Genomic DNA, 15,568 nt, shown 5'->3' with positions numbered 1-15,568 from the left:
GGGACCCCACCCCTGGGCCGATTTATGAACAGAAATCAATTCAGTAAGCGGGACCTTGGCAGGGTCCCGTTTCTACGCCGATCCACAATCTTTCATCGACTTACGCTTGCTGAATCCCTTCGACCGGCGCCGAGCGACGCGTTTTACGCACTACTTACCCACCTCTATGGGAAAGCGCTTCAAGAGACTAGTTCGCTCCAGACTGCGTCGCGCACCAAACTGGATGTTCATCTGCGAGAAAGGGCCAACGCCCTGTAAACCCAGATCGGAGGAATATCTTAATTCAGTCTGGTTATTGGCCTTTGGGTGAAGTGGGCGGATTTCTTTCGGCGAGGAGCGGTTCGATCGGGCTCGGTAGCGAGCGCGCAGCGGGACGCACTGGTGCTCGGCATCCTGATCAGCGCAGTGATGCTGCTAATCTGGAACGGCAGTCATTTTTTCCGGCAGATCAGCTTCGCTACCGACCGATTTGACGGTGGCATCCAAATCGCCAGCACCGCGCTGACGCTCAACGTCGCGCTGATTCTGTTCGGTTGGCGGCGCTACGTCGATGTCCAGCACGAAAGCCAGATGCGCGCTGAAAGCGAAGATCGCGCGGCACTGATCGCGACGACCGACGCGATGACCGGGCTGCTCAACCGCAAGGGGTTCGTCGATCGCGCCACCGTGCTGGCCGGAGCCGCGCGCGGCGACGGCGAGCGGATGGTCATGATCTCGGTCCAGATGCACCGCTTCAAGGGCATTAACGACCGCCATGGTTATGACGTCGGCGACGAATTGCTGCGGCGGCTGGCGGCGGCGATCCTCGCGGTGGTCGACCGCGAGGTCGCGGTGGCGCGTCTGAGCGGCGATGAGTTCGCGCTCGCAATGGTCCGCAGCCCGGGCGACCGGCCCGCTATCGAGATTATCGGCGAGGCGCTGATCCGCGCGATCACCAAACCGTATCAAGTGGAGGACAAGCATATCCAGGTCGGCGTGTTCGTCGGCATCGCGATGGCGGAGGCGGGGCCGGTCGCAGTCGCCGAGCTGCTGCGCCGCGCCGACATTGCGCTCGACCATGCCAAGAGCAGCCGCTCGGCGCGGCCGGTGTGGTTCGACGCGGGCATGGAACGCGCGCTTCTGGCGCACAGCAAGATCGAGCAGGGCATCCGCTTCGCGCTTGAGCATGAGCAGTTCGAACCGCACTTCGAGCCGCAGATCGATCTCGAGACTGGCGAGCTAGTCGGATTCGAGACGCTCGCGCGGTGGAACCACACGTTATCGGGGATCATCATGCCCGACATGTTCATCCCCGTGGCCGAGGAGATCGGGGTAATCGGGCGCCTGTCCGAGCAGGTCATGCGCGCGGCGTTCGTCCATGCGGCGACATGGGATGCGTCAATCAGCCTGTCGGTCAATGTGTCGCCAGCGATGCTTGGCGATCCATGGCTGGCGCAGAAGATCGTCCGGCTACTGCGCGAGACGAGCTTCCCGGCCAACCGCTTGGTGGTCGAGATCACCGAAAGCTCGCTGTTCACCGACATCGACCAAGCGCGGACGATCGTCACAAGCCTCAAGAACCAAGGGATTAGGCTAGCGCTCGACGATTTCGGAACCGGCTTCTCGTCGCTGTCCCACTTGCGCACGCTGCCGTTCGACGTGATCAAGATCGACCGCAGCTTCATCGCGACGATCCAGCGCGACCGCCAGAGTGCAGCAATCGTCCGCGCCGTGACGACCCTGGCGACCGCGCTCGACGTACCGGTGACGGTCGAGGGAATCGAGGATGCCTCGACCCATGCCGCGGTGCTGGCGATGGGCTGCGCTGTCGGCCAGGGCTGGTACTTCGGCAAGCCGATGTCCGCCGAGCGGGCGGGCGAAATGGTGCGCGCGCGAAAGAATCACGGGGTGCCGGTGTCGAGCGCCGGGCCGATCAAGGCCGCCGGCTGACGTCATTCCGGCGCAGGCCGGGATCCCTGAGCGGCGGAATGGACGGTCGTTGGCGCCCGCACTTCCCTCAATCCAAATTTCTTCTGCCGGGATCCCCGCCTGTCGCCGCGATGACGCTTGTCAGTCGCGCTTCGTCCCGGCGTGGGACAGCGGGAGCGCGTGCCCCGATTTTGGCGTTGAAGACATGGTAAAAGCGGCGTTAAGAAAGTCGCATGCGCCTGATGCAGTCGATCATCGCCCTCGATCCCCGCCTCTTCGGTCGCGGGCGGACGTTCTTGCTCGACCTGATCGAGGACAATGGACCGTCTCAGGATACGATCGACGATCTTCGGCTGTTCGCGACGACTTTCCTCGGCGGTTTCTTGTTCGTCGCGATCTACCTGGGCTGACCCGTCAGTCGCAGGCCTTGTGCAGAAGCCAGCCGAGCCAGGCGGCGATGACGCTGGCGATGGCGACGATCAGTAGGCTGTCGGCCACCGTCACGCCGAGCTGGACGGCGAGCGTCAGGATCAACGTCGCCAGCACCATGAAGCCCGAATTGACGATGTTGTTCGCGGCGACCGTGCGCGCGGTTTTCGACTTGGCGACGGTTGTCGTCAGGAAGGCGTAGAGCGGCACGACGAACATCCCGCCGGCGATGGCGACCCCGAACAGGTCGAGCACCACAGCCCAGCTGTTCGGAAGCGCGAGGAACGCCGTGAGCCCGCGCAACTTTTCACCCGGCGCTATCTCTGGCCACCACTTCACCCGGCGATACAGGTCGAGCACGAACAAGCCCATGCCGAGTGCCGACACGGGCGCGTAACGGGCCGAGACATGCCCTCCGAGCAGCCGGTTGACCGCGACCGAGCCGAGCGCGACGCCGATCGAGAAAACCGCGAGGAACAGCGTCGCGACATGTTGGTCCGACCCGAGCCCGTTCTTGACCAGCGGCGGGAACTGCGCCGCGAGCACCGCCCCCATCGCCCAGAAGAAACTGATCGCGAGGATGGCGATGAACAGGCGGCGGATGTGGAGCGTCGCATTGACCAGCGTGACGGAGGCGCGAATGATGTGCCAGTCCATCTTGAGCGGCGGCGCGTCGGCCTGGGGCGGCGCCGGGGGCACCATCCCGCCGACCCAGCGTCCGATCAGCGCGACGAGGATTACCGCGACTGCGGCGCGGGCGACGTGGAAGCCGTCGGCATGCTGGTAGACCAGCACCCCGCCGAGCAATGTCCCGCCGAGGATCGCTACGTAGGTCCCGGCTTCGACCAGGCCGGTGCCGCCGAGCACTTCGCTGTCCTCGAGATGCTGCGGCAGCACGGCATATTTGATCGGCCCGAAGAAGGTCGAATGGACCCCCATCGCGGCTAGCGCGACAAGCAGCAGCGGCACGTTGTGAAGCAACAGGCCAGCCGCGCCGACTATCATGATCAATATTTCGGCTGTCTTGACGATGCGGATGATGCGCGCCTTGTCGATCGAATCCGCCAGCTGACCGGCGAGCGCCGAGAGCAGGAAGAAGGGCAGGATGAACAGCCCGCCGGCGACCGCGCTGAACGTCGCCTCCTGCTGTGGGTCGCCGTAAATGCCATAAATCACCAGCAGCACCATTGAGGTGCGGAACAGGTTGTCGTTGAACGCGCCGAGAAACTGGGTCGCGAACAGGGGCAGGAAGCGCCGGGTCTTGAGCAGGTGAAGACTGTCCTGCATTCGGGCGCTCGCCAAATCCTCGTTGCCGGCAAGTGACTTCGCCGCAATCGGGGCAAGCCATAGCGGCTCGGGCGACAAAGCCAATCGGCTTTGCGACGACTGTCCCGCGCCGGGCGGGTTTGACGCGCGCGTCGTGGCGCCTATCAGACTGTGCTCACCATGCTGACCCTGCCCAACCTCCTCACGCTATCGCGCATCTTCGCGGTCCCGATCCTGGTGTTCCTGCTGTGGCGGCCGGTACCGATCGATTATGCGATCACCTTCGTGCTCTACTGCATCGTCGGGCTGACCGATTATTTCGACGGCTACGTTGCACGCGCGAAAGGGCAGATTAGCCGGCTCGGACAGTTTCTCGACCCGATCGCCGACAAGATCATGATCGCCGCGGTCCTGATGATGCTGATCTCGAGCCGCAAGGAGAACCCGATCCCCGAGATTGCTGGGCTCCACATCATCGCCGCGCTAGTCATCCTTCTGCGCGAGATCATCGTCTCCGGCTTGCGCGAATATCTGGCCAGCTTGCAGATTTCGATGCCCGTCAGCCAGCTCGCCAAGTGGAAGACGACCTTCCAGATCATTGCGCTCGGAGCGCTGATCCTTGGCGGTGCGGTGCCACTCATGCCGTGGGTCCACAGCGTCGGTCTCGTCTGCCTGTGGGTCGCCGCAACGCTGACGCTGATCACCGGCTGGGATTATCTGAGGACCGGTATGCGGCATTTCGACTGATCGATTTTTCCGTTCGTGCTGACTAAGTTTAATCGCTTTGATCGCTTGGCATACGAGCCTAGTCCCTCCCCAACACCGATCCTGGAGAGGACCCATCATGGACATGAAGACCGGCAATACCGCGGGCGGCTGCCCGATCAGCGCGAAGGCGTCACGCGCGCTGCTTGGCCGCACCAACAATGATTGGTGGCCCGACCAGCTCCCGCTCGACGTGCTCAGCCAGAGCGGCGGATCGCCCGACCCGATGGGTCCCGACTTCGACTATGCCGAAGCCTTCAAGTCGCTCGATTACCAGGCGCTCAAGAGCGACCTCGTCGCGCTGCTGACCGACAGCAAGCCGTGGTGGCCCGCCGATTATGGTAATTATGGGCCCTTTTTCATCCGCATGTCCTGGCATGCCGCAGGGACCTATCGTACCGCCGACGGGCGCGGCGGGGCCAATAGCGGACAGCAGCGCTTCGCCCCGCTCAACAGCTGGCCGGACAATGGCAATCTCGACAAGGCCCGCCGCCTGCTGTGGCCGGTCAAACAGAAGTACGGCAAGCAGATCAGCTGGGCCGACTTGTTCATCCTGGCCGGCAATGTCGCGATCGAATCAATGGGCGGACCGGTGTTCGGCTTTGGCGGCGGTCGCAAGGACGTCTTCGAGCCCGAGCGCGACATTTACTGGGGCGCCGAGTCGAAATGGGTCGATGCCGAGGAAACCCGCATCCAGCCCGATCGCGAGATGGAGCTCGAAAATCCGCTCGCCGCGATCCAGATGGGACTGATCTACGTCAATCCCGAAGGACCAGGCGGTAACCCCGACCCGCTCCAGTCGGCGCGCGACATCAAGATCACCTTCGAACGCATGGCGATGAACCACGAGGAGACCGTCGCGCTGACCGCCGGCGGGCATACCTTCGGCAAGGCGCATGGCGCGGGCGATGCGAGCCTGGTCGGCGATGCGCCCGAGGGTGCGGACATGGCGCTGCAAGGGCTTGGTTGGAGCAGCACGTTCGAGACCGGCATCGGCGCGCACGCCATCACCAGCGGGATCGAGGGGGCGTGGGTCAACACACCCACCGAGTGGAGCGAGAATTACTTCCGGCTGCTGCTCGACTATGACTATGAGATCGTCCGCAGCCCGGCTGGCGCTCAGCAGTGGCAGCCGATCAACCAGCGCGAGGAGGACATGGCCCCCTCGGCGCATGATGCCTCAAAGCGCGTGCCGACGATGATGACCACCGCCGACATGGCGCTCAAGGTCGATCCCGAATTCCGCGTGATCTCGGAGAAATTCAGGCGCGACCATGAGGCGTTCAAGGATGCGTTCGCGCGCGCCTGGTTCAAGCTGACGCATCGCGACATGGGGCCGATCGGGCGCTATCTCGGGCCCGAGGTCCCCAAGGAACATCTGATCTGGCAGGACCCGGTTCCCGCCGGAATCGCGCCGTCGGTGGCCGATGTCGCAGCGTTCAAGTCTGCGATCCTCGGCAGCGGGCTCAGCGTCGGGCAGCTGGTCAAGGCGGCGTGGGCGTCGGCCTCGACCTATCGCAAGTCCGACCATCGCGGCGGGGCCAATGGGGCGCGCGTGCGCCTTGCGCCGCAGAAGGACTGGGTCGTCAACGATCCGGGCGAGCTGGCGAGCGTTCTTGCCAAGATCGACGGCCTGCGCGGGTCGATGTCGATGGCCGATGCGATCGTGCTCGCCGGAACAGCGGCGGTCGAAAAGGCAGCGCGTGACGGCGGCTTCGCGGTCGACGTTCCCTTCACCGGCGGGCGCGGCGATGCGACGCAGGAGTGGACCGACACCGAGAGCTTCGCCGTTATGGAGCCCGCAGCGGATGGTTTTCGCAACTATTTGAAGACAAAGCATAGCGTGAAGACCGAGGAATTGCTGCTCGACAAAGCTTCGCTGCTCGGCCTGTCGGCGCCGGAAATGACGGTGCTGATCGGCGGGCTGCGCGTGCTCGGCGCCAACCATGGCGGGTCGAAGAACGGCGTGTTGACCGACCGCGTCGGCCAGCTGACCAACGACTTCTTCGTGCACCTGCTCGACATGGACACGGTGTGGGAAGTGGTCGACACGAGCGGCGACGAGGAGTTCATCGGCTATGACCGCGGCGGGCGGCAGGAGCGCTGGCGGGCGACGCGGACCGACCTCATCTTCGGGTCGAACAGCCAGCTTCGCGCGACCGCCGAAGTCTATGCCGAGAAGGGCCATGAGGAGAAGTTCGTGAAGGACTTCGTCAAGGCCTGGACCAAGGTGATGAATGCCGACCGCTTCGACCTTGCGTCGGCGGTGGCGTCTGACGACGTGGCGGCCTGATCCGGCCGGCGGCGGTGCACGCGCCAGATTCTTCTCGGGGCGATGAGCTCGATTCGAGACGGATCTACTGGGTGCCCCGCCGTCGTCGCCCCGTCGCGCGGCAATTATGCGCGCTTCGATAGCCGCTGCGCCTGCCTCGAATGGATGATGGCCCACCGCGCCGAGATCGCGCTCGGCGCGCCTGGGGCGACGGTTCGGCCAGTCAGTTTGTCACGCTGGCTGTTGGGCCTCGATTAGCGCATCGCCGAGCAGCCGGAATTCGGCGGCGCGCGGACTGCCTTTGCGCCACGCCAGCGCAATCCGCCGTGACGACTGGTCGGCATCGAGCCTGCGCGTGACAATCCCGGTTCCGTCGAGGATCCCCGCCGACACCGCCATCTGTGGCACCAGCGTCAGCCCCAGCCCATTGTCGACCATCTGCACCAGCGTGTGGAGCGACGTGCCCAGCATCCGCGATTCGGCGCGTAGCTGCGGGCGGTTGCACGCCGCTAGCGCATGGTCCTTGAGGCAATGCCCGTCTTCGAGCAGCAGCAGCCGATGCTCGTCGATCGCATGCGCCGCGATCGTCGCGGGCGGGTTCTCGCCCGGCGGGAAAGCGATCAGCAGTTCGTCCTCGAACAGGTCCATCATCTCGACCTCGCCGCAGGCATAGGGAGCGGCGAGCAGCACGCAGTCGAGCAGCCCGCGGTGGAGCGCGTCGCACGCCGCCTGGCTGGTCTCCTCGCGCAGGAACAACTTCAATTCGGGCCACCGCCCTCGCAGCCGCGGCAGGATCGCGGGCAGCAGGAACGGCGCGATCGTCGGGATCACCCCCATGCGCAGCTCGCCAGTCAGCGGAAGCCCTTCTGCCCGCGCCATGTCGGCGAGCTCCTCGGCCTCGCGCAGCACCCGCCGCGCCTTCTCGGCAATGCGCAAGCCCAGCGGTGTGAACCGCACCACCCGCCGCGTCCGCTCGACCAGCGTGACCGCAACCAGAGTCTCGAGCTCGCGCAAACTCGCCGACAGCGTCGACTGGGTCACGAAGCAACTCTCCGCCGCCTTGCCGAAATGGCCATAGTCGCGCAGCGCGACGAGATATTGCAGCTGCTTTATGGTGGGCAGGTAAACAATCATCGTATTTTCCGATCAGTGTGATCGATCTAACCGCCTTGAACGATAAACGCCAGCACCCTGGATGATGCAACCATCATTTCCTCCTGCAATGCAGCAATGAGCATCCCATGCTGACCGTCGGCGACAAGATTCCTGACTATGCAAAGGACCTTCGCCTCAACCTGTCGTCGATCCTGTTCGACCAGCTGATCGGCGAGACTCGCAAATATGGCCTGTTTCTCGCTTGCGCGCACGGCTCGGCCTACAAGCCGCTGGTCGATGCCGCCGAAGCCGAGATTGCCGGCAAGATCGACGAGCCCACCGCCAATGTCGCGCGCGGCGCCGCGGTGATGAAGGCGATCGCTACGGTCCACGCCACGCTCTGAACTTTGCAACTGCGGGATCCCGTCCTACATATTGCGAATATGACAAAGGAGACGGGAACTTGATCTCGCCGTTGATCGATTATCTGGACTCGGTGAAGGCGCGCGATCCCGCGGCGCGTTCGCGCTGGGAAATCCTGCTCTATCCGGGCGTATGGGCACTGGGCTTCCACCGCGTCGCGCACTGGCTTTACGGCGGCAGGCTGTTCTTCCTCGCCCGGTTCGTGAACCATGTCGGCCGGGGGCTGACCGCGATCGACATCCACCCCGGCGCGACGATCGGCCGCAACTTCTTCATCGATCATGGCTTCACCGTGATCGGCGAGACCGCGACGATCGGCGACGACGTCACCATCTACCAGAGCGTCACGCTGGGCGGAACCAACCCGTCGAACGGGATCCACGGCAAACGTCACCCGACCTTGCACAACGGCGTCGTCATCGGCTCGGGCGCGCAGGTGCTCGGGCCGATCGACATCGGCGCGGGGGCTCGGGTCGGCGCCAATGCGGTCGTGACCAAGGACGTCGCGCCCGAAACCACGGTCGTCGGCATCCCGGCGCGGCCGGTCGACGCCGATGTCGTCCACTATAGCCCGGGCTTCGTTGCTTACGGGACGCCCTGCGGCGAGGATTGCGATCCGCAGCCGGCGCGGGTCATGGCGCTCGAGCAGCAGGTCGCGGCGATGCAGCAGGAATTGGCCGCGCTTCGCGCCGCGAGCGAGGTTGCGGCTGCGCCACTTGTCCCGATCGCCAAGGTAAAAAGCGCTTGAGCGTTATAACGCCGTTTCCGGGACCCCGGGACCGGCACAGCCTGACCGCCTTCGACCGCGCCGAACTTCTGCGCATCCTCGACCTTTACGGGCGGATGGTCGCCGCCGGCCACTGGCGCGATTACGCCATGTCATTCGACCGTGACGTCGCGAGTTTCTCGGCCTTTCGCCGTACCGCCGAGCGGCCCGAAGTGCGCATCGAGAAACGTCCCCAACTCCGTCAGAAGCAGGGTGCCTATGCCCTGATAAGCGAACATGGCGCGGTGTTAGGGCGCGGTCATGAACTGGCCGGCGTGCTCGCCCCGCTCGAACGTCGGCTTATGAAGCTGGTTGCGGAGTAGGTTGACGATAGACCGGCGGTAGCGTTCGACGGATGGGGTCGGGCAATTTCGCGACCACCACTCGCCGCGCCTGGTGCCAGAAGGCCGACAGGGTTAGCAGGGCCGAGCCGATGACCAAGGCGGTCAAGGCGATATTGAGACCGCTCTTGCCGAAATTCTGCATCAGGCTGCCAAGCGCCCAAAGCACATAGACCAGCGCCGAGACAAGCAGCGCGCGGCGGTCGATCGCCAGCGCGGCGATGCCAAGCAATGCGTAAAGCGCGATGATGACGAGGGCGCCAGCCGGTCCTCCGCCGCCCTTGTCGAGTCCGAGCAAGGCAAAGATCGGATGGACGATCATCGGCGAGGCGAGCAAGTGCAGCCAGAAGGCGACGTCGCTGCGGCGCGTGACGCGCGCGGGATCCGACGAGTCCCAGCGCATCGCGAGGAGGAAGATCCCCACGCCGCTGACCAGCGTCACGATGAGGACTGGGGTCGTCCCGATCGAGCGTCCCGTAAGGTCGCCCACCGCGCCGATCAGGATCAACGCACCCGCCGCGGCGCCAGCGGCGACGGTGATCGGCACTTGAAAGCGGCGCCAATGGACATAGGCGGCACCGGCACCCGCGAAACCGGCGAGGATCATCATGCCCGGGCCAGGATGAGATAGGTCACCGACGAGTTGGGCAGCAGAAAAGGCGATCCCGCCGACGAACGCGATGAGCAGGGTGATCGACGGCAACGCCATCCGTCGTTTCTCGGTGAAGAACAGCGCGAGGCCCCAGGCAACCGCGGCAACCGCGACCCCGGCTAACAGGCTTGCCGCGAGCGCGGCTAGCCAGCCCACGGCGACGAGCAGGATGATTGTTGCGATATTGACGAAGATGTCGTTGAACCCGGTGAGCAGGCGGAAATTCTCGTCGTCGGCGCCCGACAGCCCGCGCCGCTCATCGACGAACGTGCGAAGCGCGTCGGCACTTTCCGCGGTAATGGCGCCTGCGGCCACCGCGTCCTGCAGATCGATCTGGCTGAACATCGCTAATCCCCCGGCTCGGAAACTGGTCGATTAGCGACGAGGAGTAAATGGGACGTTTCTACATTAAAAAAGGCCGGCGCTCCCGAGGGAACGCCGGCCTTGATAAAGTCAGCTAGACGCGGCTTAGCGGCGATAGCGGTGGCACTTGGGACCCATATTGTGGCGCTCGATCGAGCGGCCCGCGAGGGCACCGGCACCGGCACCGATCAATGTTCCAGCGGTGCCGCCGGCGATTGCGTTGCCGAGCAGTCCGCCGCCGACCGCGCCGACGACCGTCCCGGTCGTGCCGCTGCGGCGATGGCAGTAAGTGTTGCTATATGCGGTGTTGCGATAAGTGCGGTGACGCGCGTCTGCAGCGGTCGGCAGCGCGATGGTCGGCAGCGCCATCGATGTGGCGACAAGCGCGAGCATGGTTTTGCGCATGGGGAAAGGCTCCTTTCAGGGTTTCGTTACGTGTCCAACGCAACAATGATGGTATCGGTTGCGTGAACTGGAAACAACAAGCCGTTCATGTTCGTTCCGCGCGTCTGGTAGTTAGCAGCGAGCGGGGTTCCTGAAAAGGCGACCGTCAATGTGCAATCTCTACACGATGACCGCGACGGTGGATGAATTGCGCAGGATGTTCGGCGGGTTCGAGGGGGATACCGCCAACCTGCCGCCGTTCGACGAAATCTACCCCGGCAAGACCGCTCCGGTTTTGCAGCGCGGCGAGGACGGGGGGCTCAGGCTGGAGACGATGACGTGGGGCTTCCCGGGCCCAGCCGCGGCGAAGGGGCGGCCGGTGACTAACGTGCGCAACCTCGACTCGCCCTTCTGGCGCTCGGCGCTGGGCAATATCGAGCGGCGCTGCATTGTGCCGGTCACGCGCTTTTGCGAATGGAGTGCGCAGCCCGACCCGGCGACGAAGCGCAAACGCAAGCACTGGTTCGGGATGCACGAAGAGCGCGACCCGCTGTTCGCTTTCGCCGGGCTGTGGCGGCCGGGTGCCAGGGACGGTACCGCCAAGGAAGGTAGCGCCGAGGAAGATACCGGGCGCCCGTTTATGGCGTTCTTGACGTGCAACGCCAACGCGACCGTCGGCGCTGTCCACCCCAAGGCGATGCCGGTCATGCTGCGCCCGGCGGACGCGCTGGCGTGGCTCGAGCTTGACCGTGAGGCGGCCTGCGCTCTTGCCATTCCCTTCCCCGACGCCGACATGCGACGAATTAATGGCTGAGCGAGGAGAGCGATATGGCGAAAGCGGATGGCAAGAAGGCTAAGAAGGCCGACAGCAAGCCCAAGGCCGACAAGAAGAAGGCGAAAGGCAATGCCAACGGAGTCGACGCCATCTTCAAGCTCGCCGACCATCCATTGGTAACCGACCTGCTTGCCGTGGGTGCGATGGCAGCGGTCGCGGCAATCGCCGAGTATGGGGTTGCGTCGAAAACCGGCGCGGTGGCGGCCGATGGCTCGCGCAAAGCGGTCAAGGCAGCCGGCAAGGCGGCGGCGGCGGCAATCGGAGCGCGCTTGCTGAAGGAAGTCGGCGGGTTGGGCGCGAAGTCGAAGGGCGCCTAACTCCGCGCATCAGCCCCGCAGCAGCGTGATCCGCGCGGGTCCAGTATCGCGCTCGGCGTCGATCGTGAGATGCTCGGGCGGCGGTACCGCCTGCTTCCGCGCGGTCTCGATCGCCAGCCAGCCGCCCTCGGCAAGCCATCCCGCGCGTGTCACCGATGCGATCGTCGCGACCGCTGCCTTGGGCGAATAGGGCGGGTCAGCCAGGATCAGGTCGAACGCTGGCGCGGATGGCAGCTTGAGCGCCGAGGCGAGGCGGACGTCGGCGCGGGCGGTTGCACCAAGGGCGACCAGGTTCGCCTGGATGACCTTCACCGCCGCCATGTCATTTTCGATGAAGCTGACATGCGCCGCACCGCGCGACAGGGCTTCGAGCCCGAGCGCGCCACTGCCCGCGAACAGGTCGGCAATGCGCAGGCCCTCGAACGAGCCCAACCGGCTGACCAGCATCGAGAACAAGGTCTCGCGGGTGCGATCCGCGGTCGGCCGGGTCGCGTCACCCGGCGGCGCGACGATTTTCCGGCCGCGCCACTCCCCGGCGATGATCCTCATGCCGCGTCGGGCTTCGGGCCGCCCTTGAGGCTCTTGCGGAAGGCAAACAACGCCTCGCGTGGCACCTCGTAGACGTCGCCCATTTCCATCCCTTCAAGGTTCAGCGGGCCGTAAGCCGTGCGGATCAGGCGCGACACCTGCAGCCCGAGATAGGCGAGCACGCGGCGGACCTCGCGGTTCTTGCCCTCGGTCAGGCTCATCTCGATCCAGCAGTTGCGCCCGGTGCGCCGCTCGAGGTTGGCGTTGATCGAGCCATAGCGGATGCCCTCGATCTCGACCCCGTCGGCGAGATCCTCGAGTTGCTCCTGCGTGACCTCGCCGAACGCCCGCGCGCGGTACGTGCGCTCGACCCCGGTCGAGGGCAGCTCGAGCTGGCGCTTCAGTTCGCCGTCATTGGTCATCAGCAACAGCCCCTCGGTCATGAAGTCGAGGCGGCCGACCGGGATCAATCGTGGCAGTCCCGGCGGCAGCTTGTCATAGATTGTCGGGCGGCCCTTCGGGTCGCGTTCGGCGGTCAGACACGACGGTGGCTTGTAGAAGCGGAACAGCCGCGCGGCGTCGGGCTTGGCGACCGGCTTGCCGTCGACCGTCACTCCGGTGAGCGATACGAGCACCGTTGCGGGGGTGGTCAGCACCTCGCCGTTGATCGCGACGCGGCCGTCGTCGATCATCCGTTCGATCTCGCGGCGGGACGCGATCCCGGCGCGGGCGAGCAATTTAGCAATGCGCTGCGGGCCGTCATCGCGGGTTGGACCAGGGCGCGGCCCCGACTTTTGCGGCCCGCGCGCGTTAGATCGCGGACCGCGTGGCACCGGAGGTCGCGTCGTTCGTTGCGGGCCTGTCATCTTTCCTCCTAGGGGCCGAACACCCATGCTGTTCAGCAAGCGCAAACAGGTCGTCAAGCGGATCCTTGTCGTCGAGGACGAACCATTGACCGCATTTGACAATGAAACGCTTATCGAAAGCGCGGGTTACGAGGTCGTCGCCACGTGCGACAATTACACCGATGCCGTCGCGATCCTCGACCAGGGCTCCGTCGACCTTATCCTCAGCGACGTCAAGCTTAGTGGTGACCGAGGCGGGGTCGATCTGGCCCGCGAGGCGAGTGCGCGCGGCGTGCCCGTCCTGTTCGCCACCGGCCACTGCCCGCCCGAAGCCGCAGACGTTTCGGTTGGGTGCCTCATCAAGCCCTTCAGCCCGACCGTACTCAAGGAAGCGATCCGCGCCGTCGAGGACCACCTTGAAGGCAAGACCCCCAAGCTGCCCAAGGGGCTGGAGCTGTTCCCGATCACCGGGCCGTGACGCAGCCCTAAAGCTCCGCGTCGAGCTTGGCGTGGAATTCGGCGACACCATTTTCCAGCGTGCCGAGCATGATGTTGTCGATCAGCCCCGATTCGAGCCCGCGCTGGCCAAGCGCCGCCGCGCCGAAATCCTCGGTCCCGAAGGTACCCGCGTCGAGCAGGTCCCAGCTTCGCGCCCAATGCGCTGCCGCCTCGTTGGTCTGGGGCTCCTCGGGGATCAGCATGATGTCCTCAACCAGCGTGTGGCCGACCGATTGCGGCATGGCGATCAGCAGGTTGATGTAATCGGGACTGACGATCACCACCGAATTGGGGAACAGCTGATAGGTATAGGTCACCGCGCGGCGAAGCGCAGGCCAGTCGCTACGGTCGATTTCATTGAGATAGTCGGCGCGACCGACGGCGGCGCGCTGATGGCGGCCGATCTGGTCGGCGACGGTGATCCCGTCGGCGAAGAAGGCGGCGATGGTCGAGGCGTGGAGCCGCTGGACATGATAGCTCTCGAGGAAGGCGTCGATCACCAGCTTCCAGTTGGCGGCGACCTCGTGGACCTTGCGCTTGTAGAGGTGGAGATCGGCGATCCCGAACGCATCGAGGTCGGGCGCAAGCAGCGCCTCATTGGCGAAGTCGGCAGCGGGATCGCGCGAAAACCAGATCAGCCCGCCCGCCTCGATCGACGTGAATTCCACCAGGCCGTATGCCGCCTTGTCCAGCCCCGGGAAACATTCCGCGCGAGGCAGGGACGCGAGACCCCCATCGGCGCGATAGGCCCAGGCATGATAGGGGCACACGATCCGCGTTGCCGGCACCGGCCCATCCGCATCGAGCAATCGTGTCCCGCGGTGGCGACAGACATTGGCCAGCACATGGACATGGCCGTCCCCGTCGCGCGTGATGATCAGCGGCACGCCATAGCCGTCATGGACAACTGCCTGGTTGACATGGGGCAGCATCGCCGAGGGACCGAGCAGCAGAGGAAAGCGCTCGAACAGACGCTTTGTCTCATGATCGAACCGCGCCGGATCGGTATAGATGTGCGCCGGCAGGCTGGTCATCCGGCTGCCCATCGCCGCTTCGCCGCGCGCCAATGCGTCGGCCAGCGCGACTTGCCCATGGGTCGGGCGCAAAGTGCGGGGAATGGCGTCCATGATGCGACGCTGCGCCTTCAAAACGTTTAACGCAAGTTGCATTTCCACAGTATTGGCGCGGGTTTGTCCGTCCACCCTTCCACCGCTCGCTCGTCCTGCTAGCATGGCGCCAATCGACAGTGGGTGGAGCAGCGTATGGCGATCGCGATGGACGAGAATGTGGCGACGGGCTGGCGCGCGAGCCTACCCGAGGGCATTCGTCCCTACACCGAAGCCGCCCCGCTGGCGGCTTTCTTCCTCGGCGTGTCTTCGGGCTTTCCCTATGCGATGATCGGCGCGACGCTGACCACGCGGCTAGCGCAGGACGGGCTCGACAAGAAAAGCATCACCGCCTTCAGCCTCGCCTTCCTCGTCTACAATCTGAAATTCCTGTGGGCGTGGGTCGTCGACGGGGTCCGCCTGCCGATCCTGGGCGCGCTTGGCCAGCGCGTGTCGTGGCTGATCCTGGCGGGCCTGCTGGTGATCGCCGCCGTCGCCAACCTCGCCTTCGTCGATCCCTCGTCGAGCCTGCTCGCGACCGCCTATGCCGCCATTCTGGTCGGGGTTGCGGGGGCGACCTTCGACATCGTCATCGACGCGTATCGCATCGAGATATTGTCGCCGCGCCAGCTCGGGGTCGGGTCGGGTATGGTTCAATATGGCTGGCGCATCGGGTCGGTCGCGGCGGGGGCGTTGGCGCTGGTGCTCGCCGCGCGGGTCGGCTGGCACATTGCCTATCTGGCCTGCGCCGGCTTTGCGCTTCCGGCGCTGATTA

General features: G+C 65.0%; 18 protein-coding genes. 11 read left to right on the top strand and 7 right to left on the bottom strand.

Going from position 1 to position 15,568, the window contains the following annotated elements; all coding sequences use genetic code 11:
- The first annotated feature begins 381 nt into the window (after positions 1–381).
- Both Q0R27_RS04020 and Q0R27_RS04015 read left to right on the top strand, forming a co-directional pair.
- A complete protein-coding gene (locus tag Q0R27_RS04020; protein ID WP_293941147.1) occupies positions 382–1,929 on the top strand; it encodes an EAL domain-containing protein in 1,548 nt (515 codons plus the stop codon).
- Positions 1,930–2,141: 212 nt separating this feature from the next.
- Positions 2,142–2,318 carry a hypothetical protein gene (locus tag Q0R27_RS04015; protein WP_293941146.1) on the top strand — a complete coding sequence of 59 codons (177 nt, stop codon included), beginning with the start codon at positions 2,142–2,144 and terminating at the stop codon, positions 2,316–2,318.
- A gap of 4 nt (positions 2,319–2,322) precedes the next feature.
- On the opposite strand, the gene Q0R27_RS04010 is transcribed toward Q0R27_RS04015, so the two are convergent.
- The gene (locus Q0R27_RS04010; protein ID WP_293941152.1) at positions 2,323–3,624 is read right to left on the bottom strand and encodes an MFS transporter; all 1,302 of its coding nucleotides are present in this window, start codon (positions 3,622–3,624) and stop codon (positions 2,323–2,325) included.
- A 159-nt stretch (positions 3,625–3,783) separates the two neighbouring features.
- Here Q0R27_RS04010 and pgsA point away from each other — a divergent pair, with 159 nt between their 5' ends.
- Complete coding sequence (gene pgsA / locus Q0R27_RS04005) at positions 3,784–4,350, top strand: CDP-diacylglycerol--glycerol-3-phosphate 3-phosphatidyltransferase (protein WP_293941144.1); 567 nt, start codon at positions 3,784–3,786, stop codon at positions 4,348–4,350.
- 97 nt (positions 4,351–4,447) lie between these two features.
- Positions 4,448–6,661 (top strand): catalase/peroxidase HPI, encoded by a 2,214-nt coding sequence (gene katG, locus Q0R27_RS04000; RefSeq protein WP_293941143.1) that lies wholly within the window; start codon positions 4,448–4,450, stop codon positions 6,659–6,661.
- A 210-nt stretch (positions 6,662–6,871) separates the two neighbouring features.
- On the opposite strand, the gene Q0R27_RS03995 is transcribed toward katG, so the two are convergent.
- Positions 6,872–7,774: a hydrogen peroxide-inducible genes activator gene (locus Q0R27_RS03995; RefSeq protein WP_293941142.1), complete on the bottom strand. Its 903-nt coding sequence runs from the start codon at positions 7,772–7,774 to the stop codon at positions 6,872–6,874.
- Between the two features lie 107 nt (positions 7,775–7,881).
- On the opposite strand from Q0R27_RS03995, the gene Q0R27_RS03990 reads away from it, so the two are divergent.
- Genes Q0R27_RS03990 through Q0R27_RS03980 form a run of 3 tightly spaced genes read left to right on the top strand, consistent with a single transcriptional unit; the run spans position 7,882 to position 9,247 of the window.
- Positions 7,882–8,139 carry a hypothetical protein gene (locus Q0R27_RS03990; protein WP_293941139.1) on the top strand — a complete coding sequence of 86 codons (258 nt, stop codon included), beginning with the start codon at positions 7,882–7,884 and terminating at the stop codon, positions 8,137–8,139.
- 59 nt (positions 8,140–8,198) lie between these two features.
- Positions 8,199–8,906 carry a serine O-acetyltransferase EpsC gene (gene epsC / locus Q0R27_RS03985; protein WP_293941138.1) on the top strand — a complete coding sequence of 236 codons (708 nt, stop codon included), beginning with the start codon at positions 8,199–8,201 and terminating at the stop codon, positions 8,904–8,906.
- Positions 8,903–9,247, top strand: a complete 345-nt coding sequence (locus tag Q0R27_RS03980; protein WP_293941135.1) for a DUF2794 domain-containing protein — start codon at positions 8,903–8,905, stop codon at positions 9,245–9,247. Before epsC ends, Q0R27_RS03980 begins: the two co-directional genes overlap by 4 nt.
- On the opposite strand, the gene Q0R27_RS03975 is transcribed toward Q0R27_RS03980, so the two are convergent.
- A complete protein-coding gene (locus tag Q0R27_RS03975) occupies positions 9,225–10,262 on the bottom strand; it encodes a hypothetical protein (protein ID WP_293941132.1) in 1,038 nt (345 codons plus the stop codon). The two genes, Q0R27_RS03980 and Q0R27_RS03975, sit on opposite strands and share 23 nt — an antisense overlap.
- 123 nt (positions 10,263–10,385) lie before the next feature.
- The gene (locus Q0R27_RS03970) at positions 10,386–10,685 is read right to left on the bottom strand and encodes a glycine zipper 2TM domain-containing protein (RefSeq protein WP_293941129.1); all 300 of its coding nucleotides are present in this window, start codon (positions 10,683–10,685) and stop codon (positions 10,386–10,388) included.
- A 148-nt stretch (positions 10,686–10,833) separates the two neighbouring features.
- Between Q0R27_RS03970 and Q0R27_RS03965 the strand changes: the two genes are divergently transcribed.
- Together Q0R27_RS03965 and Q0R27_RS03960 are read left to right on the top strand one after the other, a co-directional pair.
- Entirely contained in the window at positions 10,834–11,478 is a 645-nt protein-coding gene (locus Q0R27_RS03965) for an SOS response-associated peptidase family protein (RefSeq protein WP_293941126.1), read from the top strand.
- Positions 11,479–11,492: 14 nt separating this feature from the next.
- The gene (locus Q0R27_RS03960) at positions 11,493–11,816 is read left to right on the top strand and encodes a hypothetical protein (RefSeq protein ID WP_293941122.1); all 324 of its coding nucleotides are present in this window, start codon (positions 11,493–11,495) and stop codon (positions 11,814–11,816) included.
- A gap of 9 nt (positions 11,817–11,825) precedes the next feature.
- Here Q0R27_RS03960 and rsmD read toward each other — a convergent pair whose 3' ends face one another.
- Both rsmD and Q0R27_RS03950 read right to left on the bottom strand, forming a co-directional pair.
- The gene (gene rsmD / locus Q0R27_RS03955) at positions 11,826–12,365 is read right to left on the bottom strand and encodes a 16S rRNA (guanine(966)-N(2))-methyltransferase RsmD (protein ID WP_293941117.1); all 540 of its coding nucleotides are present in this window, start codon (positions 12,363–12,365) and stop codon (positions 11,826–11,828) included.
- Positions 12,362–13,090: a pseudouridine synthase gene (locus Q0R27_RS03950; protein ID WP_293941149.1), complete on the bottom strand. Its 729-nt coding sequence runs from the start codon at positions 13,088–13,090 to the stop codon at positions 12,362–12,364. Before Q0R27_RS03950 ends, rsmD begins: the two co-directional genes overlap by 4 nt.
- A gap of 145 nt (positions 13,091–13,235) precedes the next feature.
- Between Q0R27_RS03950 and Q0R27_RS03945 the strand changes: the two genes are divergently transcribed.
- Positions 13,236–13,667 carry a response regulator gene (locus Q0R27_RS03945; RefSeq protein ID WP_293941115.1) on the top strand — a complete coding sequence of 144 codons (432 nt, stop codon included), beginning with the start codon at positions 13,236–13,238 and terminating at the stop codon, positions 13,665–13,667.
- A 7-nt stretch (positions 13,668–13,674) separates the two neighbouring features.
- Here the strand turns inward: Q0R27_RS03945 and Q0R27_RS03940 are convergent, their stop codons facing one another.
- Positions 13,675–14,814, bottom strand: a complete 1,140-nt coding sequence (locus tag Q0R27_RS03940) for an aromatic ring-hydroxylating dioxygenase subunit alpha (RefSeq protein ID WP_293941113.1) — start codon at positions 14,812–14,814, stop codon at positions 13,675–13,677.
- 135 nt (positions 14,815–14,949) lie between these two features.
- Here Q0R27_RS03940 and Q0R27_RS03935 point away from each other — a divergent pair.
- The coding region (locus tag Q0R27_RS03935) for an MFS transporter (RefSeq protein WP_293941110.1) at positions 14,950–15,568 on the top strand (619 nt) is incomplete at its 3' end.

The sequence above is a fragment of the Sphingomonas sp. genome, assembly GCF_025362505.1.
In the GTDB taxonomy this organism is placed as follows: domain Bacteria; phylum Pseudomonadota; class Alphaproteobacteria; order Sphingomonadales; family Sphingomonadaceae; genus Sphingomicrobium.
Note: the sequence above shows the minus strand (reverse complement) of the source record. Positions and strands in the feature narration are given on the sequence as shown.